Here is a 20,579-nt window from a genome sequence, read left to right as displayed (position 1 = left end):
GCTATAATCCCTGCCCAAGCTCTCCGGAACTTTTCTACCTCAAGCGCCTGAGCCTGGACTTCTGTGGTGGAAAAGGTCCCGACGGTATGGGCGAGATCAAGTCCCCTCGGGGTCCTTCGACTGCGCACCTCGCAAAAAGCGCGAGGTGCTCCGCTCAGGATGACGTTTCTGTGGAGGGATTGAACAAGAAGATCGGGGACATATATCCTGGTTTTGGTTTACACCGTTGTCACCCATAGCAGCGGCTGCCGAACAGGGAAGTTGCGGATGATCTCCGCGGTCTTCGGGTCTGGCGGGAGCGTGCGCCAGAGGGCAATAAACTTCTGCTCGTTGTAGGCAAGGCCAGCGAAGAGCAGGCTGGGCTGGCGGTTGGGCATGTCGTCGAAGTACTCCACGTCCTTGGGGTAGGGCCACTTGCTCTTGTCCTGGATGAACGGGAACATGAAGTCGACGGCCTTCTTATAGCGATTGCCATTGGGCAGAGCGAACTGCCAGAGGTCGTTGGCCGAGCCGTCGTTCGTGGAGATGAGCTGGCAGAGGATGGCTGTTACGTCGAGGTCGAAGAGCGAATAACTATAAGGCTTGGTGCGTGCCAGCTCCAGCGGGAAGCTGCCGTTGGGCGCGAGCTGGTCGGGCATCAGGTTTTCTTTGAAGCGCTTGCGGCAGAGTGCGATCGCATCCTGATTGCCGATGTAGACGGCGAATGCCGCAGCCTGCGCGACCCAGCAGGTGCCGTGATTGTTCTTGGCCAGTTCTTCCTCAATGCCGTTTTTGGAGGTGCTCATCCAGTCGAGATATTGCGCGAACCACTCGTGCAGACCCTGGATCTCCGCAGGTGTGAGGACGTTGGCCTTCTCGAGGTGCCGCATCGCGCGCGTAACCTCGATGAGATGCAGCGTGTCGATGATGCCAGTGCCACGGCCGGGGCTGACTCCGAAGATCGCCTGCGCATATTGCAGGTTGGGGTTCATCTTCGTCGTCGGATCGAGGAACCAAGCACGCAGATGGAGTGCGGCATGTTTGGCGTAGCGAGTGTCTTTGGTGAGCAGCCAGGCGGCTGTCAGCGCGGGGACGTGCAGGCTCAGGCGAATGAGGGCTTCACGATGGTCGTTGAAGTTCTGGGGGTTGGAGAGGCCGTCGCGGCGGATGTAGGGGCCGCCGGGGTTCTTCGGGTCCGGCCACCAGTAGTCGCCCTCGGAGAAGTAGTCGTGCGGGCCGCCGGCGCTGCGTGGCGAGTGTGACGCAGTGAGAGTGATTGGCGGTTGCGGAAGGTACTCATTTGCGGCGCGCAGAACACGGTCGTGGTCGATGCGGGCCACCTCTTTTGCGGTGATCAGAGGAGCCGCTGTGGGTGCGAGGGCACGCAGCTGGGGTGTGAGTGCCAGTGCGGCGGCGGAGAGAGTGAAGCGGCGGCGGTCGATCATGGTGGCTCCTGGTGAGCTGAGGGGGGCAGCTACGAGCTATGAGGTGACGAGCTACGAGGGATGAGCTAGTGCTTCAGACGATGGAGACAAAGGCGGCTGGTACGCCTTCGGTGACGACCCCCACTGTGTTGGCTCCGTTGTTGCGCTGAAGGCTGATCTGGGAGCGCCCGTTGTACATCTGCACGACGCGGGAGCCGGTGGAGGTGCCGAGGTTGTCGATCAGCTTGCCGCTGCCCGCGAGAGTGTAGTGAACGATGGCATGCGAGTCGAGGCAGAGCACGCCGTTGGCATCGAGCAAGGTGGCTTCGACGGTGGCCTTGCCCCCTTCGCGCGCAAGCTCACGCAGCACCAGCTTTGCGGGTTTGCCCCACTTGGCGGTTTGGTACTCGAACTCGATCTCGTCGGTGAGGGTGATGCCATTTTTCTTCGCGACGACGCGCAGATGGTTCTTGCCGGGCACGAAGTTAGCCATCCAGCGCAGGCCGGCGGCGGGAAAGTTCTGGCTGTCACGTTGCTTGGTACCCACGGATTTGCCGTTGACGAAGAGCTCGGCGGACGGGCAATTGGAGTAGACCTTCACCATGCGCTGCTCGCCTTCCGCACCCCAGCGCACCGGCCATGAGTGGCCGTAGAGATGCACCATCGGCTCTTCGCTCCAAAAGGACTGGAAGACGAAGTAGCCTTCCTTCAACGTCATATCGCGTTCGAGCAGGCCCTTCTGGTTGATGCGAGGAACAGGATTCTCCGCGCGCAACGGCGTGGTGAAGTCCTTGAAGATCCATTGCGCGGAGCCGGTAAACCAGGGCAGTGTCTCCTGCACCTTGAGGTGCCAGTCGAAGAGATTGCAGGCGTAGCTCTCGGACCAGTCGCCATCCTTGGAGATGCGCGGCGCGCCGCCGGTGGGCAGGTAGTCGAGGCCGCGCTCATCAGTGCCTGTGCCGGTGGCGATCCTGGCGAGGGAGGCGTCGGGGTTTTCGGAGTGGCGGCGTGCGTGGCTGTCCGCGCCCCATTCGATGTGGATGAAGTGTTTGACGCGTTCGCGTTCCGTCTCGAGCGACTGCTGATATTCGGTATAGACGCCGCGATACCAGCCTGCCCAGATGGAGGGCGAGTATACGTCTGGGATATCGCGTGCGAAGTCACAGCGGCGGAAGGAGGTGACGCGCGTGGGATCGAGGCTGTGCGCGAGCTCGTTCATCTCCTGCATGAAGCCGCGGATGGCCTGCTGATCGAGCGTGGGATATTCATTAGGCCAGTCATCTTCATTGCCTAAGCCCCACATCAGAATGGAGGGATGGTTGTAGTGCTGGTCGATCAGGTGCGCGAGCATCGTGCGTGTCTGCTGCTTCCACTGCTCATCGCCAATACCGGCGCGGCACCATGGTGCTTCTTCCCAGACGAGGATGCCGAGTTCGTCGCAGAGGTCGAGCACCTGGCTGGTCTGCTGATAGTGCCCGAGACGGATGAAGTTGGCGCCCATCTTCTTGACCAGCTCCATCTCCTTGCGGACGAGGTCGTCAGGCTGCGCGGCCGCATAACCGGCGTGGTCCATGTGACGCTGCGTGCCGCGCAGCAGAAGACGTTCGCCGTTCAACTTGAAGGGCCCGTGGTCGACCCATTCCGTGTGCTTGAGGCCGAAGCGCTCCGTCATCTCACTGTCGCCGTACTCGCTGCTGAGCTTGACGCTGCAGGTGTACAGGTGCGGCGTCTTTGGCGACCAGAGCTTCGGTGCGGTGATCTCGAAGGAGGCAATCTCTGTCTCGTCGTTCCACATCGCAAGGGCCTTTGTCGCCTGATGGACTACCTTGCCGTCGGCGTCGTTTACTCGGATGGCAAGGGTGGTCTTGCCGGAGAGATTCGTTGGGTTGTGCAGGCGGCCTTTTAGAGCGACTTTGGTTGGAGCGCCGAGAGCTACTGTCGGTGTGATGTGGAGTGATTCGAACGATACCGCAGGGGCATAGACGAGGTGCACATGGCGATAGAGTCCGCCATAGAGGCTGAAGTCGCTGAGGTCCGAGGGCGAGCGTTCGAGGTCCTGAGAGTTGTCGCATAGGACGGCGAGTGCAATGCCGCTCTCTTTGCCTTTGGTAGCTGCTCCGGGGACCGGCGTGGCGGTGGCGAGAGCTTCGGTGATGTCGTAGACGAACTCGTCATAGCCGCCTACATGCGTCCCTATGAGCTTGGTGCCGATGTAGACCTGAGAGGTTTGGCCGGCGCCTTCAAAGTGCAGCAGGGTGCGGCCGTTCTTCAGGGGATTCGTGGCTGGAATGTGGGTGCGATACCAGCCATGGCCGCGGTAATACGGTGTGTCGGGATCGCAGGCGTCATAGTGATTGAAACAGTGCGGGAGAGAGACCTTCTCCCACACGGCAATCTCGTCTCCGTGCCAGACCGCCCAGGGACCGGCCAGCGGGCCCTGATAGTACTCCCAGGGCTGGTCCAGTTTGAGCGAGGTGGACGAGGCATCCGCCGCAGCAAGGAAGGGCCGCACAATGGATGCGCTCAAGAGGGACGCGCGCAAGGGAATAGTTCCCTGTGCGATGGCCGCGGTTGCGGCGAGAGACTTCAAAAACTGGCGGCGAGAAGGAGAAGAAAAGGTGGGTGGCATGGGTATGAAATCGCTCGGCCAGGATAAAGCCGTCTCCTGCGGTATATCTAGGCCGGGTTGCGCTTGTCAAGCGGTTGTACAGAAAGGAAAGATGTCGCGCGCTTGAGATTGATGGAAAGGAAGAAGGCCGGATAGCGCATGGTCTACGCTTCCGGCCTCTCTTTGTGATCTCGTCTTAGGCGTTCATATGTACGAACTTGGCGTTCTTCTGCGCGGTGATGACCAATTCTGCGGCTAAGAGAGCCTGTTCCTGGTCCTGCGCCGTGTGCGTGCGGTTGACGATATCCGCGACAAACTGGGGGCCGAAGGGCAGATCGATGTTGTTGCAGTCGATGTAGCGCGATTGCTTTCCGTCCACGATAAAGAGGTTGTTGCCCTGGGGTTTGACGGCGACGTCGGTGTACTTACGCACCTCGATATACCCTTGCGTGCCGAGGATGAAGAGTCTTCCGTCACCCCAGGTTCCGAGCGCGTCGGGCGTGAACCAGTCCAGCCGAACGTAGCCGAACCCCTTATTGCCGCGCAGAACCATGTCTCCGAAGTCCTGGAAGCGCGGGTGCTCCGGGTGCGCGATATTGGCGATCTGCGACTCGACGATTTCAGCCTTCGTCGATCCTGTGTAGTAGAGAAATTGATCCACCTGGTGCGAGCCGATATCGCAGAGAATGCCGCCGTACTGATCGGGGTTCCAGAACCAGTCGGGGCGGGGTGCTCCGCCGCCGTTGTCGCCGACCTTCTGCATGATCTGGTGCGGCGCAATGTTGATGGTCTGGATGACGCGGCCGATCGCTCCTGCCTGGACCAATTCTCCAGCCTTGACCGCTGCTTTCACCTCCAGCAGCTCGCTGTACATGATGCCGTAGATGCGCTTGGTTTCGGCGATGGTCTTCCGAACTTCGGCAAGCTGCTCCAGTGTCGTGATGCCGGGTTTGTCGCTCAGGTAATCCTTGCCGTGCTTCATTACTTTGATGCCAAGGGCGGCACGCTCGCTGGCGATCTTCGAGCTCATAACCAACTGGATCGACTGATCGTTCAGGATCTCCTCTTCCGAAGAGGCGACTTTGACGTCGGGGAAGCGCTTGCGGAACGTGGCAATCTTATCCGGTTCTGAGCCATAGGCCGCCACCATGACACCACCGCCGCGTTGGATGGCGCCGATCATTCCGTAGATGTGGTCGTGGCTCATGCCGCATACGGCGAAGCGAATGGTGTGGCTGGGTTTCGCCTCCGTCTCCTGCGATGGCTGTGCGATCTCATGCACGATATGTCCACTTCCGGTATGCGCTGCGAAGGCCGATTCCGGCAAGGCTCCCATGAGTCCCACCGAGCCTATTGTCTGCAAGAACGACCGCCGGTCCATTCCACTGCCTGCACTCATCTATTCATCCCCTTTACCTGCAAATTGCGTGTTTCATCTTATTCCGATGGAGCAACGGCTGTCGCGCTGCCATGACATGTGGAACGAAGAGGTGTCCGTCTCCGGGGGGAACCGTGGTTTGATGTTCGAACGTAACCTATCGCGCCCAGGAGACTCTAACAGTATGCGTTGGTGTGTGTTTCCTTTCAGAATGTCTGCGGCATCGCGCCCTTTAACAGGAGAGTTGATCCAGCATGAACAATCAGAGTGAAACATCAAACCGTGATAAAGCGTCACTCTTTGGCTACTTTGACTCGCTCTATCGATATCCTCTCAACCGCTGGGCACCCATTCCCATACGACTGATCGTTGGCTACGGTTTTATGCAGCACGGTTACGCAAAGTTGACCAAAGGCCCTGAAGCCTTTGCCGTGATTCTGCATGCTCTTGGTGTGCCGAGTCCACATCTTATGGCCTGGCTCACGATTCTGATCGAATTGTTCGGCGGCCTGGCTGTTCTTCTGGGCGCATTTGTGCCGCTCGCCAGCTTACCGATGGCCGTGGTTCTACTGGTAGCTGTTTTTACGGTGCATCTGCCCTACGGTTTTAGCTCCATCAAGATTAAGGCTGTGACTGCTGCTGGCGCTCAGTTCGGGCCGCCGGGTTATGAGTGCGACTTGCTCTATCTCGCTTGCCTCGCGACACTCGTCCTGGGTGGTTCAGGACCGTTATCGATAGATGGTCTCGTCAAGAGGCGCTTGAAAGTAGAATAATCGTTTCCATGCCGACATTTGGAATCGAACCTGTCGATAGGAACAAGCTGAAGAGGCAACTCATCAAGTCCGGGATGAGGCCGAACGACGATCGCGATGCCGCGTTCCGTCGCGTCATCCGTTCTATTCCCAAAGGCAAAGTGAGTACCTATGGAAAGGTCGCGGCTGCGGCAGGATATCCTCTCTACCATCGCGCGGTGGCGCGGTTGCTGCGGATAGACCCAGACGCTTTACCTTGGCATCGTGTGGTAGGTGTGGGCGGAGAGATCAAGGTGCGCGGTGAGGGTACGGCTGAGCAACGACTGCGCCTGCAGATGGAAGGTATCAAGTTTTCTGGCAAGCATGTCGACATGGAGAAGTACGAGCACTTTTTAAAACCATGGGAGTAAAAAGAGACAGCCCTATCTTCAGGTCTTGAGACATTGTGGTCCACCGACAGCTATCAGGGCTGTCAAATCCTGAAACAGGATTTACCTTTTGTAACCAGGAGGTCTTTGATGTCTAGAACTCTCGTTGAAAAACGCGCTGCATTTCGTGCTCTTCATCAACAGGGCTGCTTTGTTCTTCCGAACCCCTGGGATATAGGAAGTGCCAGGATATTCCAGGACCTGGGGTTTGCCGCTCTGGCTACCACCAGCACAGGGTTTGCATGGACCATAGGTAGACCAGACTACGCGGTGACACTTGGCGATGTTTTGCAACATCTGACTGCCGTCAGCGGCGCTGTCGATTTGCCGGTGAACGCCGATTTCGAATCCGGTTTTGCTGCCGATCTCCAGGATGTAGCGGCGAATGTCACACTCGCGGTAAAAAGCGGTGTGGCGGGATTGTCTATTGAGGACCGGGTCGTTGGCGATGTAAATAAGCTCTACGAAACGTCTCTCGCCGTGGAACGGATTCGTGCCGCACGTGCCGCCATCGATAAAACAGGTGAAGACGTACTGTTAGTGGGCCGCACGGAGGGACTGTTGATTGGGGGATCTGTCTCCGTTGCGATCGATAAGCTGGTTGCGCTGGCCGATGCTGGCGCCGATTGCCTCTATGCGCCGGGTCTGGGCATGCCGGCCCTGAGCACGAAGGAGGACGTCATCGCGCTCGTGAAAGCAGTGGCACCTAAGCCGGTCAATATTCTGGTGGTAGGACCAGGTACTACCCTTGCGGAGTATGCCGATCTCGGCGTGCGAAGGATCAGCGTGGGTGGCGCTCTCGCGCAGATTTCATGGGGCGCGACATTAGCGGCGGCGAAACAGTTGAGGGACGGCTCCTTCAATGGATTGGCAGGCGGGTCTCTTAATCGACAACTCAACGAGATGTTTGGCCGCTTTGTCTAAAACTGCAGCATCATGGAGATGCCGGAAAAGGACATCTTCATGCCCAGGAGCGCTGAGAATAGATTAGCCGCCGCATCCTTACGGCAAGGTACAAGTGTGATGAATCGTCAAACCATGCCAGCTGAAAATCCCATTCAGGGTCTCCCTGATATCCTCGCAAATGGTTTGAGCGTAGTCTTCTGCGGAATCAATCCCGGTCTGCGTTCGGCTGTACTTGGATACCATTTCGCTGGCCGCAGCAATCGCTTCTGGTGTGTTCTTCATCTTTCGGGATTCACGCCGAAACAAATACTGCCTGAACATGCCTGTTCGTTGCTTGACTATCGCTGTGGGCTCACTTCCGCTGTAGAAAGGCCCACGGTCTGTGCCAACGATCTGAGGAAAAGTGATTTTATTGACGCGCGTCCTGAACTGGAGCGGAAGATCCGGCAGTATGGTCCACGTTACATTGCCTTTCTGGGAAAGCCAGCGTGTTCGGCGATCTTTAATCAGCGGGAGCTTCCGTGGGGGCAGCAGTCTATGCGTTTTGGCGGTGCCAAGGTATGGGTGCTACCGAACCCCAGCGGACTTAACCGTGCCTTCACTCTTGAAAATTTGGTCACTGCTTACCGGGAGTTGGTTGAAGCCGCAGGATTGTAGGCAGAGGAGGTTCGGACAAGCGGTTTGTACTCAGGATGTTTATTGAGAAAGTGATAGACAAACGGACAAATGATTTCGACCTTCAAGTGGTTCTCCTTTGCATATTCAAACGCCATTTGGGCAAGCTCTGTGGCGATACCGCGACTTCGAAGTGCAGGAGCCACTTTGGTATGCAAAAGCGATATTGATTTATGGCCGTCGATCTCATAGGCAAGGTAGGAGATCTGGCCCTCGCGCTCGATCTTGAACCGGCCCATTAATTTCTGTGAAGGATCATTGTTCATCATTGACCTCGTCTTATATTTTGCGGTTGGTGCTTCACAAGCACAAGCTTACTCTTGAAGCCCTCTGCATTACTCTCTGTAGAGTGAGATGCATCTTGTTGGCCTTCGCGTCATCATAGAAAAAGGCAATGACTATGGTCTACAAAATCATCGATTCTCTCGTCGGAAAGTTAAAGCTTGTAGCGAGCGATAAAGGACTCGTTGCCATTCTTTGGGAGAACAACAATCCGCGCCGAGTACGTTTGGGAAAACTTGCGGAGGATGAGAAACATCCTATCCTTCTCGAAACAGAGAGCCAGTTGGGTGAATACTTTAGGGGAAAACGAAAGTCATTTTCGCTTCCGCTTGATATGAGAGGCACTCGGTTCCAGAAGAATGTCTGGGAAGCTCTTCTGGCTATACCCTTCGGCGAGACGCGGAGTTACGGCCAACTTGCGAAACAGTTAGGGAATCCTAAAGCAACACGAGCAGTTGGCGCCGCCAATGGCAGAAATCCGATCTCTATCATTGTTCCATGCCATCGTGTGATTGGATCATCCGGCAAACTAACAGGGTTCGCAGGCGGCCTTGATAGGAAAGCGCGCTTGCTGGACTTGGAAGGCAACGCTAGACCTGCACGTGGGATAGCAGCCAAAAGATCCCTGTCTGAGTCGCACGTTGACCGAGTAGCTCAGCCAACTTTGTTCGGTTAGTAACAGCCGCGAAATACACGAATATATTTAATTATTTTTTCTAAAAATTACCACGTAGAGAATATATCGCCCTCTACGTGGTAATTTTCGTGATCTACTGGGCAATGCGCGGTAACTACACCTTTCGGAATATTTAAAATACTGTGTTTAAAAAATTAATGACGTTTTTAATTTTCAAAAAAAATGCTTCAGGAATGAAACTTTGTGTCGACCATGCAGAAGAGCTGGTTTCTTTTGTTTCAGTGCGAGCTCATCCGCAGCGATAGGGCAAACCGATATTTGCAAGTAGAAAGAACTCCCGACATCAGGGGCGAAAAAGTTATTAAATGAAATTTTCCCCAGTCAATTTACCGATTGAAACTTCGTGGTGAGGATTGATCATTTTAACGATTCTGTTGTAGCTTTTTAATCATTCCTTCATCAGCTATTGCCTGTGGTGAGTCAACCTGATCACAGCAATTGATGTAAGTAGTACGAGTTGGGTCTCCCGTTGGTCGTAAATCGCAACCGCTGAGCACTGTTACGTCAGGTAAGGAGATGTACGATGTTGTTCCAAAAGGAAGAGCCCATTCTTAATGGGCAGAATTCTTGCGCCGAAAATTTCCGGTGCGCCTTCTCACCATCCACGTTCGATCTCTCCGCTCAAGTTGCGATTGAAAAGATCAGCGAGTTGCTGCGCCGGAAAAAAATAGAAGGCGTTACGCTCGAACAGCCTGAAGACTTGATGTCTGAAGCGCGTGGACTCATGACCGCTCATAGCGGATCTGACGCTCCCTTCGATCCTGAGCGATTCTCCAAGATTATCGACCTGTACTTCCGAACCAGCATTAAGGTCGGATCTACCGGCTATATGGCACGGCAGTTTTCTTCTGTCTTCCCTGTAGCTGCGGTCTTCGATATGATCACGGCCATTTCGCCACAGCCTGCTTCGTTTTATGAGGCCGGGCAGCTTGCCAATGTCGCCGATAAGATCATCGCGGAAGAGTTTGCCCGTCGCATCGGATGGGATCCCGATACCTGCGACATGATCACGACGTCAGGTGGTTCTCTGGCAAACCTTACGGCGGTTCTCGCTGCACGGAACGACCGCCTGTATGCCAGTTGGAAGACCGGTGTTACGCGGCGAAACGGTACTCCTGCTATCGCAGTAAGTGATGACATCCACTACAGCGTATGCCGGGTCCCTGGAATCATTGGAATTGGCCAGGACAATATCATCCGTCTGCCACTCAACGATCGCCGCCAGATCTGTGTTCGTAGAGCGGTCCCTATCCTCAAGGAAGCGCTTGCGGAAGGCAAAGACATTTTCTGCCTGGTTATCTCGGCGGGTACTACACCCGTTGGGGCCATCGATCCCCTCGAAGAACTGGCTGATTTTGCAGAAGAACATGGCATATGGCTCCACGTAGATGCGGCACACTGTGGCGCTTTTCTGCTATCGGAGCGACTCAGACCCAGGCTGCGTGGAATCGAACGAGCAGACTCCTTCTGCATTGATGCGCACAAGACCTTGTTTGTCCCAGCCCTCTGCACGCTCTTGTTCTATCGTGACCGGTCGAAGGCACGCGGCGCCTTTTCGCAAGAGGCCAGCTACGTCTTTGATCATCACGAGAATTCCATGACGCGATTTGAGAGTGGTGCGAAGAACTTTGAATGCACGAAGCGTCCGGCGATTCTCAACCTATGGTTGATCTGGGCTATGTTCGGGCCACAAGTTATCGCACAAAAGCTGGAGTATTTGGTAGATCTCACCTGGGATGCCTATAGCTATCTCTCGTCCCTGCCGGATTTTGCAACTGTCCACGAACCGGAGGCAAATATCTTGTGCTTTGAATACAGGCCCAAGGGATTCGACTCCGCCCAGATAAGTGAACTGCAACTTACTCTGCGCGATGCTATTCGCGATGGTGGGCGATTTTTTATTTCCAAAGTAGAGATCGAGGGTAGAAACGTGCTTCGCATTGTCATGATGAACCATGAAATAGAGATGGACCACATAGCTGCTTTGATATTTGAAATACGGAGCAAGGCCGCAGAAATTATGAAGTCCTGGGACGTACAGGCCCTCGACGGAACGATGGTGGCTCAATAATGACCGAAGCTACTCTCTCTCCAATCGATACTGCACACGAGCAGCTTGCAAATTCGGTTATCTCCGACGATCAGCTAACCCCGGATTCCATTGAAGCAGTTCTGGCTCTTCCTCAATTTCTGTCTGCGCTGCGAGACATAGAGCAGCGCACTCAAGTCTCCTACGATTGTCTTCCGATCGAGATACAACACACGATTGTGTTGCGCCGCCTGCGCCAGTTAGTGAATATCGCGCGACTCAATCCCTTATGGCGCGAACGGATGGACGCGGCCGGTCTGTCGGGAGGCATCCACAGCTTCGAAGACTTTCAAGCCATTCCGCTCACTGATAAAGAGACCTTCCGTGATTTCTTTACAGGGGACCGGGCCGGTATGGTCGTGCCTATCGAGCGCGGCGGCTTCGAGGTTGTAGCCAGCGGTGGGACTAGTTCCGGCAAGCCGTCTGAGACGGTGTACTCCCTGAAGGAGTTACAGAGCACCTACGAGCTTTCTGGAGAGTTTATCGGCCGCCATATGATGCTTCGGCATCTGGGCGAGAGTGGGCCGCGATGGGTTGCGACGACACTGGCCGACTACCAGATGTGGAGCAGCGGAACGATGGTGGGAGGGGTCCTGCAGAAGATCCCTGGCGTGAACTACATCGGGGCGGGCCCCATGAGTCCGGAAGTCTATCGACTCATGATGTCCTATCCGGGCACCAAAGCCATCATGGGCATCACCCAGAGCATCGCCCTGCTTGCCAGCTTTGCGGAGGGCCTGGACATTGAAGAGCGTGATAGCTTCCGGGTGGCGCTCTATGGCAGTGGTGTCTTGCGGAAGAAGATCCGCGACGACTTGAAGACCGCTTATCCCAACATCGCTATTCTCAGCTACTTTGCCGCTACGCAGGCGGAAGCGATCGGGTTGCAACTTAGCGAGGACTCCAATCTACTTTCGGCGGTGCCCGGACTGCACTTCATCGAGGTTGTCGATGCCGATGGCCGATGGGTCGCGGAGGGGGAAGAAGGGGAGCTGGTTGTCACACGTTTGCACGCGAATGAGGCTCCGGTCTTCCGTTACAAGATAGGTGACCGGGTTATTCGCCGGCCCTACCTCGCGACACCCTTGCTCAATACGGCGCAGTTCGAGTTTGTCGGACGCAGTGGCGATTTTATGCATATTGGCGATACCCAGTACAACGTCAAGCAGGCGTTCGAAAACATCGCACAGGAGTTCCAAAAACAGGGAATCCTCGATATTGATGAAGTAGCGGCAGAGGTTCAATTCATCAACTACCGGGAACGGAAGGAGCTGCACTTATTGGTGGCTACCCCCGCCTATCTTGAGCTGCTTCCGGTAGTGGCTCAGCGACTTGGTCCGGCAGGTGCATCGCCGGTCATGATCAATGGCCTGATCCGCTCTCTCTCCGTATTCAACAGCCTGGAAGCCAACGACGCGTCGTTACGACGCACCGGATATAACTTCGGCTTGCGGCTGATCGCTCCTTCCTCTCCAGATCTGGTGCGGACAGAGGTCGGTAAGGTTCCTTTGTTGGTTGATGTGGTATCAGGCAACGATGGATCCGGGCTCTAAATTGTTCCATTCACATAAACGATTTCAGCGAAAGGAAATGCCCAGTGAGTAAGCTTAATATTCAGATATTCGTCGATGTCATTGCGATGATGACCGGAAGTCCTGTCGAGAAAACAGTTTTTATCTATGACGACAGCCCTTCAGGTAGCGTTGGCAAAGGCACCCATAAAGCAATTTCCGCAGTCTATCCCGGTCAACTGATCCAGTGGAACCTGTATCCAGTGGATGTCCAGACACCGGTGTGGCTCGGTGGCATTACCTTCGGCCCTCAGGAGACCGGAGCCGCTGCGACCCCGCAGGCAGGTTCTACCGCAACAACCAATTCGTCAAATGGAGCTCAGGCAGGCCAAGGCCTCGTAGGTAGCGAGACCCCCTGGCTCTGCACCTGGACGGGCTATGCACCGCTCTGCATGCTTCCGAATTATGGGCACCCCTATACGCTTCATCTGCAATTCGGCACAACGGGAAAAATGATCAGCGTCGCTGGTCCACAACTCGCTTTTCCCACGATGTATGCTCCTGCCCCCGTTAGGACGGACAGCGTCCTCTAATATCCGCTACTAGCACAACGAACCCTAAAAGAGGAATCTATGCAAAACGGAATCATCTTGTTGGTGGATGTCGACGCCCTGCTGGAAGAGCGCCGGGTCGAGAACAATGTCTATCTCTTAGACAACACGAAAAAACTTGGATCTATTGGTGAGGGAACCACGGATCTAACAACGAATATTGTTGGTGCTCTTAATCCTGATGGGTCCATAGCCGGCGAAGCCGTCATGAATTGGCTGCCCTACGGAATCGCCGCCGCACCGAATCCAGTGTTGCGGGTTGCGGCGAGAAAAGATCATGGCGCTGCGAGATTTCATGAGCTCCTCGCCGAGCTTAAAACGGCATCCCCTGCAAATGTAGCGAAGATCGTCGCCCGTCACGAGAAGATTGCGAACCAGCAAGAGTGCGCGACCTTCGAGCGTAAGGATGGACGTCATCACGAGGTCCCCATGGCTTTTGCGCATCCTGCTGGAGTCTCGAAGGGAGAAACCACCGTCAGCGCAGGGGATTTGTCGCCATTGATCTCCGACATCACCGGTCCTGCTGTGGACAACGGAGTGCTCTACCCGGCTCAATACGGGTCTCCGGATGCCATCACAGAAGGCTGGTATTGGAGTGCGACCGTGGATACGCATAAGACCGGTCTTCATGTCTACCAGATCCACTTGCTTGTCCATCGCCCCGTCGGTAAGAAAGGCGAGCCTGTGGTGTGGAAGCCTGAAACTTTTGTCGTAAATGCAAAGATCAACGTCACGGCCGGCACTATCGCCAATGGCTTCACTGGGTATGGACCTGGTGTACTTCCGCTCGTACCGCAACTAACAGCAGCATAAGTGATGGCAACAAAGGAGACTAAATATGATCAACGTGAAATCCATCATTGATGTTGTCGGCGCACTCGACGATAACACGCTTGCAGGGAATTGCTACCTGTACGATGACAACCGCCGCGGAGGCTCCCTGAATCAGGGAACTCACAAACTGGCAACAGCAGTTAAAAAGGGTGACCAGATCCTTTGGACGGTTACACCGATGGAATGCGAAGCCTATGCGGACATTACAGCGATCAATGTTCCCCAGGATATCTGTGAAGTAAAGCGCTACACCTATGACGGCACCGCAATCGTCTATTGGCTCGGAACTGTGAAAGAGGCCGTGGATGATCTGCCTTATTCCATCACTCTCAATGTAGGTTCTCACTCGTTCAGCATGACCTGTGACCACGGATCGAGACTCATTAAAGGAAACGCCTAAATGACCACTACAGCGGAACAGATACAGGAGAAACCAGTCATGGCGCCGAATGATAAAAATTTGGATAACCCACTGCCTGGTCAATTCAATTCGACCCAGCTCAATGTTGTTACAACCCTTGATGTCGCTAATACTGTTGCGTCGAAGTCGATCGACGGGCGTGCGTTCCTGATGGACAATAGCCCCCACAGTAAGGGCAAGGGAACGCCCCAACTGCAGACCATCTGCAAGCAAGGACAAGTGCTGAACTGGCTTATCTATTGTTTGGATATGGACCAGCGCCAGGATAAAACCTGGCCGCCGATGGCCCGTATCGTCAACATCGTCTTTCTGGACGAAGGTGGCGAAGAGGTCCTGGGAACGCAGGTCTGTTCTGACCTGAAGATCTACGGAGGTCCTGACGAGATCCGTAGCCCTTACACGCCCTCTTATTACTATTGGGCGGGAATGGTTCGTCCAGACCTGGAGCCGGGAATTTACAAGTATCGGTTGGTTTACGAACTCGACGCCGACGGTGGCGGAATGAAACATTATTTCCAGCTCTCAGAGCCATCGCTGCGTGTACTGCCGTACGATTTTGTGCCCCAGCATCCTCATAAAGACTAGCTGTTATCGCCTGGATCTATAGCATCCTGAACAGGGCTATGTGTCAGCTTTGATTGTTAGTATCGCTTGATCTTTTGTAATTCGAGAGAGCCGCCGTCAAGGGGCGTGCAGAGGTGGAAAACGCATAGCGGTTTCCATTTCTCCATGCCCCTTGTCTGCTTACGGCAGTCAGGTTTGTGGTGAGTGGTCTGTATCCCAACGGAGAGTGCGGTCTGACAGTGTTGTAGGGAATAGATCTTATAGCCGACTTTCCGGAGACAATGAGTTGCGGGATTGCATGGAGTTACTCCTGATCTTCGCTGTTTCATATCCGCAGATGAAGATACAGCGTTTGTTATTGGCGTGATGTAGCTTTGCACAGCAGGGAGCGGCTCCCCCGCGAGCTAGTAAGAAGAGCTTGGCTCCGGCCAACATTCCTAGTGTAGGGGCGATGAAGTAGATCCAAAGCGCGTGCCAGTAGCTGATATAGGATGCGGACCCAAACGTTCGCGCGGGGTTCATGCTCATCCCTGACAACGGTGTTTCGAAGGTTATGTACGTTGCGTACAGTACCCCCACAAAATAGGGTGTAAATTGTGCCAGTGATTTGTGATTGGATACGAACAGGATCGTGCTCATCAGCGTAAACGAGATCACCAGTTCGGCAATAAATGCGACCAGACTTCCGTAGACGCCCGGCGCTGTTACTGCATAGTGGATCGTATCGTTCTGCACGATACTTCTCAATACGTAGGCGGCGATTGAGACACCACTCATCGCGCCAAAGAACTGTGCCATGGCGTAAAACAGTGCATCCCAGAACTTCACCTTCCCCAGCCGATAAAAGGTAAAGGTGATGGCTGGATTGAAATGACCACCGGACTGCTTGCCCCACGGCGTCATGATAATCGCAGCCAGCATCGTTCCTACGCCCAATCCCATGAGGGCTCGACGTAAGACAGGACTGGCAATCATATGTCGAACCGGAGAAGCAGGATGTTGTAGCAGAGCTGCAAATATGCAGACAAAGAACATATATAAGGCTAGCCCGGTAGCTTCCATCAGGTATTCGGGCCAGTGCAAGCGCAGGCTGTCGGCTGCATTCAATGTGTCACCCCGGCGGAGTATTTGCGGGTAGTCCTCCATTTCCGCGCCGGTTATGTCTTTAGCCATTTGTTTTCCAGTCACCCTGCATGGGATGGCTGCTCTCATGCTCCATGGCGAGATGAGGTAGGTCGTGCATCTGGAATGCCAAAAACAAAACGCCTTTACTCAGGAGGGACGATGGGGAAAACGCTCTAAACTGACGGGGATTCCTTCTGTAAGAGGCACGGAGAGCCGGCGGTCGGAGTGACGAAGACGTGACGGATAGCCAACACTGGCGAAGATTGGTCGCGACCCTCGTCGCGGAGATGGTCTATGGCTCAGCCGGTCGAGTGGTTGTTCCGGGGATCGCAGCGTATGCTGGGGATTGCCCGCACGAAGCATCACTGACGAAGCGAGTGTTGACGAGTTTCATCGTGCAATCTGACACTATATAGAAATATCAAACCCTCCGCACAAGTGGGACATTCTTCTGCTCCGGAGTGGCGTTGAGAAAGGAGAGCTAATGGAGTCAACGACACAATCCTCCCGGCCGGCATTGAACGCAAAGGATGAACTCGGCGAAATGGGTCTTTTTTCCAGTGAATCTGTACTCAACATTTTAAAGTTGATTCTTGCCGGATCTCCGCTGCCCGAGGTGCTCACGATCATCGCTCAATTGGTCGAATCTCGCGGGGACGGCACATTGTGCACGATCTGGCTTCCGGACGATGATGGAAGACATCTTCATTGCGCCGCGGCGCCAGGTCTTCCCGGATTTATCGAGGGGACAGGGTCCATGTTGATTGGCCCCCAGGGCGGGTCCTGCGGCACCGCCGTTTACCGAAAGCAGCCAGTCTATGTGAGCGATATCCTCGAAGATCCTGTCTGGGATCATTATCGGCATCGGCTTCTGCCGTTCGGAATTCGTGCGGTCTGGTCGCTGCCGTTATTTACCAGCGAGGGGCAAACCCTTGGAACGTTCGCCATTCATTATCGGGAAGTACGCAGCCCTGACGAAGCTGATCTGAAGTTGATCGAAAACGCCAGCCACATTGCTGGAATTGCGATTGAGCGCCACCTGAATGAAGAGCAATTGCGGCTTGAACGGAACCGGTTGCATCTGCTTCTGGAGATTACTAACAGCATGGCATCGAAGTTAGACATGCGTCGTTTGGTGGAGGTGTTGTCTACGGATTTGTTGCGAGTAACCCGGTGTGATTTTTGTGCTTTGCTTCTACCCGATAGCGATAACGGGGGATTGCGCGTAACTCCACTGTACAACCCTGGCGCGCGAGGCTCTCTGCGTGACGGGGCTATCATCCCTAACGATGGTTCCTTCTGTAGCAAGGTCGTGCGGACCGGCAAGACTCAATACTTTGACAACCTGGAGTCCGTTCGCTCCGATGCTGAACGTTCCGGTAACAGCGCAGCTCAACGGATCTATCAGAGCTTGATGGACGAAGGCCTGGTGTCGGGATGCAGCATTCCATTGCTCACGAAGAATGGTGTGATTGGGGTGTTGAGTGCTCTAAACCGCTCAGAGAGAGCCTTCGACCAGGTGGAAATTACCTTTCTTGAACAGGTCGCGGGCCAGGTGGCCATAGCTGTCGAGAACGCGTTGGATTATGAGAAAGCGATAAGGGATCGAGACAAAGAGGCGAAACATAGGCTTTATCTTGAAGAAGAGATTCGCGCCCAGTTTGGAGAGATTGTCGGAGATAGCCCTGCGTTGAAGACCGCGCTGGACCTGGTATCCATCGTGGCGCCGACGGATTCAAGCGTGCTGATCATGGGCGAGACAGGAACCGGCAAAGAGCTGGTCGCGCGCGCGATCCATAATTTGAGCGGCCGCCGGAGCCGGTCCTTTGTTAAGTTGAACTGCGCTGCAATCCCACTTGGACTTCTCGAAAGCGAGTTATTCGGGCATGAAAAAGGAGCGTTCACCGGAGCGATTGCGCAGAAGACCGGGCGCTTTGAGCTTGCGAATAAAGGCACCCTCTTCCTGGATGAGGTCGGCGACATTCCCTTGGAACTTCAAGCGAAGTTGTTACGAGTCCTGCAGGAACGGGAGTTTGAGCGGCTCGGCAGCAATCACACTCATAAAGTCGACGTCCGTCTCATAGCAGCGACACACCGCGATCTTCCCGCCATGGTCAAGCAGGGCACGTTTCGCGAGGATCTTTACTATCGGTTAAAAGTATTTCCGATTCATATTCCAGCCTTGCGACAGCGAACGGAAGATATTCCGAACCTGGTCCAGCATTTTGTGGAATTCTATGCGCGCCGAATGGACAAGAGAATCGAGGAGATTCCTTCCGAAACGATGGATGCCCTGGTACGGTATCGCTGGCCTGGTAACGTTCGCGAGTTGCAGAATTTTATCGAGCGGGCAATGATTCTCTCGCCCCATACGGTTTTGCGAGCTCCCATTTCGGAGTTAGAACCGTTCAGTACTCATAAAGGATCGAACCCACCGTTGACAGGTCTCGAGGATCTGGAGCGGGATCATATCCTCCGGGCGCTGGATGCCAGCGATGGGGTTGTCGGTGGCCCAAAGGGCGCTGCGGAACGATTGGGCATGAAGCGAACAACCCTGGTTTCTAAAATGCAGAAACTCGGGATAAGTCGTGCCATGTCCGCTGAACAGAAGAGTGTTGGGAGTCCTCTACGCTCGAAGTGATCGACTTCTCTTAGGCTGCATCACGTGCCAAGTCTTGCGACGGAAACCCGTCAGTGGCGAAAATCAGTCCTGATTTCGTCAGGGATGACCCGTGTGCTTCACGTCGTTGGTGACGATATAGCATTGCAAATACATAACTTATACCTCGGTTTCGCTGGACGATAGAGTTCCATTTTTTTTGGCACGTTGCTTGCAGCACAGAAGCTGTGTCGACATTCGGAATGTACTGTCCAGTTTGTGGCGGACATGCCGTCTGCAATCAGAGCCTCAGCGGATGATTACCCCTCATGTCTACTCTCCAGTCAAAATATCAAGCTGTGCGATCGATGACGCGCTCTCTCGTTGCTCCTTTGTCCGCGGAGGATCAAATGGTGCAGTCGTGTCCGGAGGCCAGTCCGGTCAAATGGCACCAGGCGCATACCACCTGGTTCTTCGAGACCTTTGTTTTACGGCCGTATCTCTGCGACTACAGGCCCTTTCGCGAAGAGTTTCATCGCCTCTTCAATAGTTATTACCTCGCGCTTGGTGAAGAGATTCCCGAGAAGAAGTTGCGAGCCTCGTTTTCTCGGCCGTCGCTCGATGAGGTTCTGGCTTTCCGTGCCCATGTCGATCAGGAGATGGAGAGATTGTTTGCGTGTTCCATCGACCCAGAAGTATCAAGGCGGATCATGCTGGGGCTGAATCACGAACAACAGCATCAGGAACTTGCCCTGACGGATATCAAGCATGCCTTTTTTTCGAATCCCCTACGTCTCTCCTACGGATCTGCGGCGCTGCCGAAAGAAGCTCCTCAGCCGAGTCCTCAACTCAGATGGCTTGATTTTGAGGGTGGGATTACCGAGATCGGGTATACGCTGAACGTTGCCGAGCCTCTGGACTTTTGTTTTGACAACGAGACTCCGTGCCATAAGGTTTACCTGGCCCCATTCCTGATTGCGAACCGTAAGGTAACCTGCCGTGAGTATTTAGAGTTCATGGCTGATGAGGCTTATACGCGCCCTTCGCTCTGGCTGTCTGAGGGGTGGGAAGCTGTAGCGCGAGGGGCCTGGAAAGCACCGCTCTATTGGGAGCGAGACGCCGGCGATGCGGCAGGTTGGCGCGTCTTCACGCTCAAGGGATGGCATGGCCTTGCGGAGTTGCTTGATACTCCCGTCTGTCACGTTAGCTTCTTCGAGGCAGACGCCTTTGCGCGTTGGCGTGCCTGCCGGCTTCCAACAGAGGCAGAGTGGGAATCGATTGCGAGCAGGGAACGCCGGCATGGAAATCTGCTGGATACCGGAAGGCTGCATCCTGCTGTGGCGACTGGCACCGGCATGGAGCAACTATTCGGAGACTGCTGGGAATGGACAGCCAGCCCCTACATGGGCTATCCGGGGTATAAACCCCTTCCTGGTGCACTCGGAGAATACAACGGCAAGTTTATGTCTAACCAGATGATCTTGCGGGGAGGGTCGTGCGTCACCCCCGCGGATCATGTGCGTGCAACCTATCGCAATTTCTTTCATCCGGCGACCCGCTGGCAGTTCACGGGCATACGTCTGGCAATTTGAAGGTCTTCATTCGCAATGACTAAGTACACTCAAGTACTCGATCTGGAGTGCGCATCGGCTAACGGTAAGCACTCAGAACTTATCATCGAAGTTCAGCGTGGTCT

Annotated in this window: 18 protein-coding genes; 13 read left to right on the top strand and 5 right to left on the bottom strand. The window is 54.8% G+C overall.

The features are described from left to right. Positions 1–218: 218 nt before the first annotated feature. The 3 genes from HDF15_RS15195 to HDF15_RS15185 form a co-directional block, all read right to left on the bottom strand. Positions 219–1,424, bottom strand: a complete 1,206-nt coding sequence (locus tag HDF15_RS15195) for an alginate lyase family protein (RefSeq protein WP_184256978.1) — start codon at positions 1,422–1,424, stop codon at positions 219–221. Between the two features lie 73 nt (positions 1,425–1,497). After that, entirely contained in the window at positions 1,498–4,032 is a 2,535-nt protein-coding gene (locus HDF15_RS15190) for a glycoside hydrolase family 2 TIM barrel-domain containing protein (RefSeq protein WP_184256976.1), read from the bottom strand. 175 nt (positions 4,033–4,207) lie between these two features. Next, entirely contained in the window at positions 4,208–5,410 is a 1,203-nt protein-coding gene (locus HDF15_RS15185; RefSeq protein WP_260331108.1) for a Gfo/Idh/MocA family protein, read from the bottom strand. Between the two features lie 233 nt (positions 5,411–5,643). Between HDF15_RS15185 and HDF15_RS15180 the strand changes: the two genes are divergently transcribed. The 4 genes from HDF15_RS15180 (at position 5,644) to mug (ending at position 8,132) form a co-directional block, all read left to right on the top strand. Further along, the gene (locus HDF15_RS15180; RefSeq protein ID WP_184256974.1) at positions 5,644–6,162 is read left to right on the top strand and encodes a DoxX family protein; all 519 of its coding nucleotides are present in this window, start codon (positions 5,644–5,646) and stop codon (positions 6,160–6,162) included. A gap of 8 nt (positions 6,163–6,170) precedes the next feature. Then, a complete protein-coding gene (locus HDF15_RS15175; protein ID WP_184256972.1) occupies positions 6,171–6,551 on the top strand; it encodes an MGMT family protein in 381 nt (126 codons plus the stop codon). A 108-nt stretch (positions 6,552–6,659) separates the two neighbouring features. Continuing rightward, on the top strand, positions 6,660–7,493 hold the full coding sequence (locus HDF15_RS15170; RefSeq protein ID WP_184256970.1) for an oxaloacetate decarboxylase: 834 nt from the start codon (positions 6,660–6,662) through the stop codon (positions 7,491–7,493). Positions 7,494–7,592: 99 nt separating this feature from the next. After that, positions 7,593–8,132, top strand: a complete 540-nt coding sequence (gene mug / locus HDF15_RS15165; protein ID WP_221314440.1) for a G/U mismatch-specific DNA glycosylase — start codon at positions 7,593–7,595, stop codon at positions 8,130–8,132. On the opposite strand, the gene HDF15_RS15160 is transcribed toward mug, so the two are convergent. Further along, positions 8,099–8,419, bottom strand: a complete 321-nt coding sequence (locus HDF15_RS15160; protein WP_184256968.1) for a GNAT family N-acetyltransferase — start codon at positions 8,417–8,419, stop codon at positions 8,099–8,101. The two genes, mug and HDF15_RS15160, sit on opposite strands and share 34 nt — an antisense overlap. A 125-nt stretch (positions 8,420–8,544) precedes the next feature. Here HDF15_RS15160 and HDF15_RS15155 point away from each other — a divergent pair, with 125 nt between their 5' ends. From HDF15_RS15155 to HDF15_RS15125, 7 genes are all read left to right on the top strand, one after another. After that, entirely contained in the window at positions 8,545–9,108 is a 564-nt protein-coding gene (locus tag HDF15_RS15155; protein WP_184256966.1) for a methylated-DNA--[protein]-cysteine S-methyltransferase, read from the top strand. A 544-nt stretch (positions 9,109–9,652) separates the two neighbouring features. Continuing rightward, positions 9,653–11,200: a pyridoxal-dependent decarboxylase gene (locus HDF15_RS15150; protein ID WP_184256964.1), complete on the top strand. Its 1,548-nt coding sequence runs from the start codon at positions 9,653–9,655 to the stop codon at positions 11,198–11,200. Beyond that, positions 11,200–12,771 carry a hypothetical protein gene (locus tag HDF15_RS15145; RefSeq protein WP_184256962.1) on the top strand — a complete coding sequence of 524 codons (1,572 nt, stop codon included), beginning with the start codon at positions 11,200–11,202 and terminating at the stop codon, positions 12,769–12,771. Before HDF15_RS15150 ends, HDF15_RS15145 begins: the two co-directional genes overlap by 1 nt. Positions 12,772–12,815: 44 nt before the next feature. Next, positions 12,816–13,322: a hypothetical protein gene (locus tag HDF15_RS15140; RefSeq protein ID WP_184256960.1), complete on the top strand. Its 507-nt coding sequence runs from the start codon at positions 12,816–12,818 to the stop codon at positions 13,320–13,322. Positions 13,323–13,361: 39 nt separating this feature from the next. Then, positions 13,362–14,153: a hypothetical protein gene (locus HDF15_RS15135; protein WP_184256958.1), complete on the top strand. Its 792-nt coding sequence runs from the start codon at positions 13,362–13,364 to the stop codon at positions 14,151–14,153. 25 nt (positions 14,154–14,178) lie between these two features. After that, entirely contained in the window at positions 14,179–14,574 is a 396-nt protein-coding gene (locus tag HDF15_RS15130) for a hypothetical protein (protein ID WP_184256956.1), read from the top strand. Continuing rightward, positions 14,575–15,180 (top strand): hypothetical protein, encoded by a 606-nt coding sequence (locus HDF15_RS15125; protein ID WP_184256954.1) that lies wholly within the window; start codon positions 14,575–14,577, stop codon positions 15,178–15,180. A 237-nt stretch (positions 15,181–15,417) separates the two neighbouring features. Here the strand turns inward: HDF15_RS15125 and HDF15_RS15120 are convergent, their stop codons facing one another. After that, positions 15,418–16,332 carry an MIP/aquaporin family protein gene (locus HDF15_RS15120; RefSeq protein WP_184256952.1) on the bottom strand — a complete coding sequence of 305 codons (915 nt, stop codon included), beginning with the start codon at positions 16,330–16,332 and terminating at the stop codon, positions 15,418–15,420. A 436-nt stretch (positions 16,333–16,768) separates the two neighbouring features. Here HDF15_RS15120 and HDF15_RS15115 point away from each other — a divergent pair, with 436 nt between their 5' ends. Continuing rightward, complete coding sequence (locus HDF15_RS15115) at positions 16,769–18,925, top strand: sigma 54-interacting transcriptional regulator (protein WP_184256950.1); 2,157 nt, start codon at positions 16,769–16,771, stop codon at positions 18,923–18,925. A 287-nt stretch (positions 18,926–19,212) separates the two neighbouring features. Beyond that, positions 19,213–20,475 (top strand): ergothioneine biosynthesis protein EgtB, encoded by a 1,263-nt coding sequence (egtB, locus tag HDF15_RS15110; RefSeq protein ID WP_184256948.1) that lies wholly within the window; start codon positions 19,213–19,215, stop codon positions 20,473–20,475. Positions 20,476–20,579: the final 104 nt, after the last annotated feature.

This window comes from Granulicella mallensis (assembly GCF_014203225.1).
GTDB classification, from domain to species: Bacteria; Acidobacteriota; Terriglobia; order Terriglobales; family Acidobacteriaceae; genus Granulicella; species Granulicella mallensis_A.
Note: the sequence above shows the minus strand (reverse complement) of the source record. Positions and strands in the feature narration are given on the sequence as shown.

Excerpts from the sequence above, each read along its gene's own strand:
- HDF15_RS15160 (WP_184256968.1), bottom strand. The coding sequence starts at position 8,419 with ATGATGAACAATGATCCTTCACAGAAATTAATGGGCCGGTTCAAGATC.
- HDF15_RS15155 (WP_184256966.1), top strand. The coding sequence starts at position 8,545 with ATGACTATGGTCTACAAAATCATCGATTCTCTCGTCGGAAAGTTAAAG.
- HDF15_RS15135 (WP_184256958.1), top strand. The coding sequence starts at position 13,362 with ATGCAAAACGGAATCATCTTGTTGGTGGATGTCGACGCCCTGCTGGAA.
- mug (WP_221314440.1), top strand. The coding sequence starts at position 7,593 with ATGAATCGTCAAACCATGCCAGCTGAAAATCCCATTCAGGGTCTCCCT.
- HDF15_RS15125 (WP_184256954.1), top strand. The coding sequence starts at position 14,575 with ATGACCACTACAGCGGAACAGATACAGGAGAAACCAGTCATGGCGCCG.
- egtB (WP_184256948.1), top strand. The coding sequence starts at position 19,213 with ATGTCTACTCTCCAGTCAAAATATCAAGCTGTGCGATCGATGACGCGC.
- HDF15_RS15145 (WP_184256962.1), top strand. The coding sequence starts at position 11,200 with ATGACCGAAGCTACTCTCTCTCCAATCGATACTGCACACGAGCAGCTT.
- HDF15_RS15180 (WP_184256974.1), top strand. The coding sequence starts at position 5,644 with ATGAACAATCAGAGTGAAACATCAAACCGTGATAAAGCGTCACTCTTT.
- HDF15_RS15120 (WP_184256952.1), bottom strand. The coding sequence starts at position 16,332 with ATGGCTAAAGACATAACCGGCGCGGAAATGGAGGACTACCCGCAAATA.
- HDF15_RS15185 (WP_260331108.1), bottom strand. The coding sequence starts at position 5,410 with ATGAGTGCAGGCAGTGGAATGGACCGGCGGTCGTTCTTGCAGACAATA.
- HDF15_RS15170 (WP_184256970.1), top strand. The coding sequence starts at position 6,660 with ATGTCTAGAACTCTCGTTGAAAAACGCGCTGCATTTCGTGCTCTTCAT.
- HDF15_RS15190 (WP_184256976.1), bottom strand. The coding sequence starts at position 4,032 with ATGCCACCCACCTTTTCTTCTCCTTCTCGCCGCCAGTTTTTGAAGTCT.
- HDF15_RS15175 (WP_184256972.1), top strand. The coding sequence starts at position 6,171 with ATGCCGACATTTGGAATCGAACCTGTCGATAGGAACAAGCTGAAGAGG.
- HDF15_RS15195 (WP_184256978.1), bottom strand. The coding sequence starts at position 1,424 with ATGATCGACCGCCGCCGCTTCACTCTCTCCGCCGCCGCACTGGCACTC.
- HDF15_RS15130 (WP_184256956.1), top strand. The coding sequence starts at position 14,179 with ATGATCAACGTGAAATCCATCATTGATGTTGTCGGCGCACTCGACGAT.
- HDF15_RS15150 (WP_184256964.1), top strand. The coding sequence starts at position 9,653 with ATGTTGTTCCAAAAGGAAGAGCCCATTCTTAATGGGCAGAATTCTTGC.
- HDF15_RS15115 (WP_184256950.1), top strand. The coding sequence starts at position 16,769 with ATGGAGTCAACGACACAATCCTCCCGGCCGGCATTGAACGCAAAGGAT.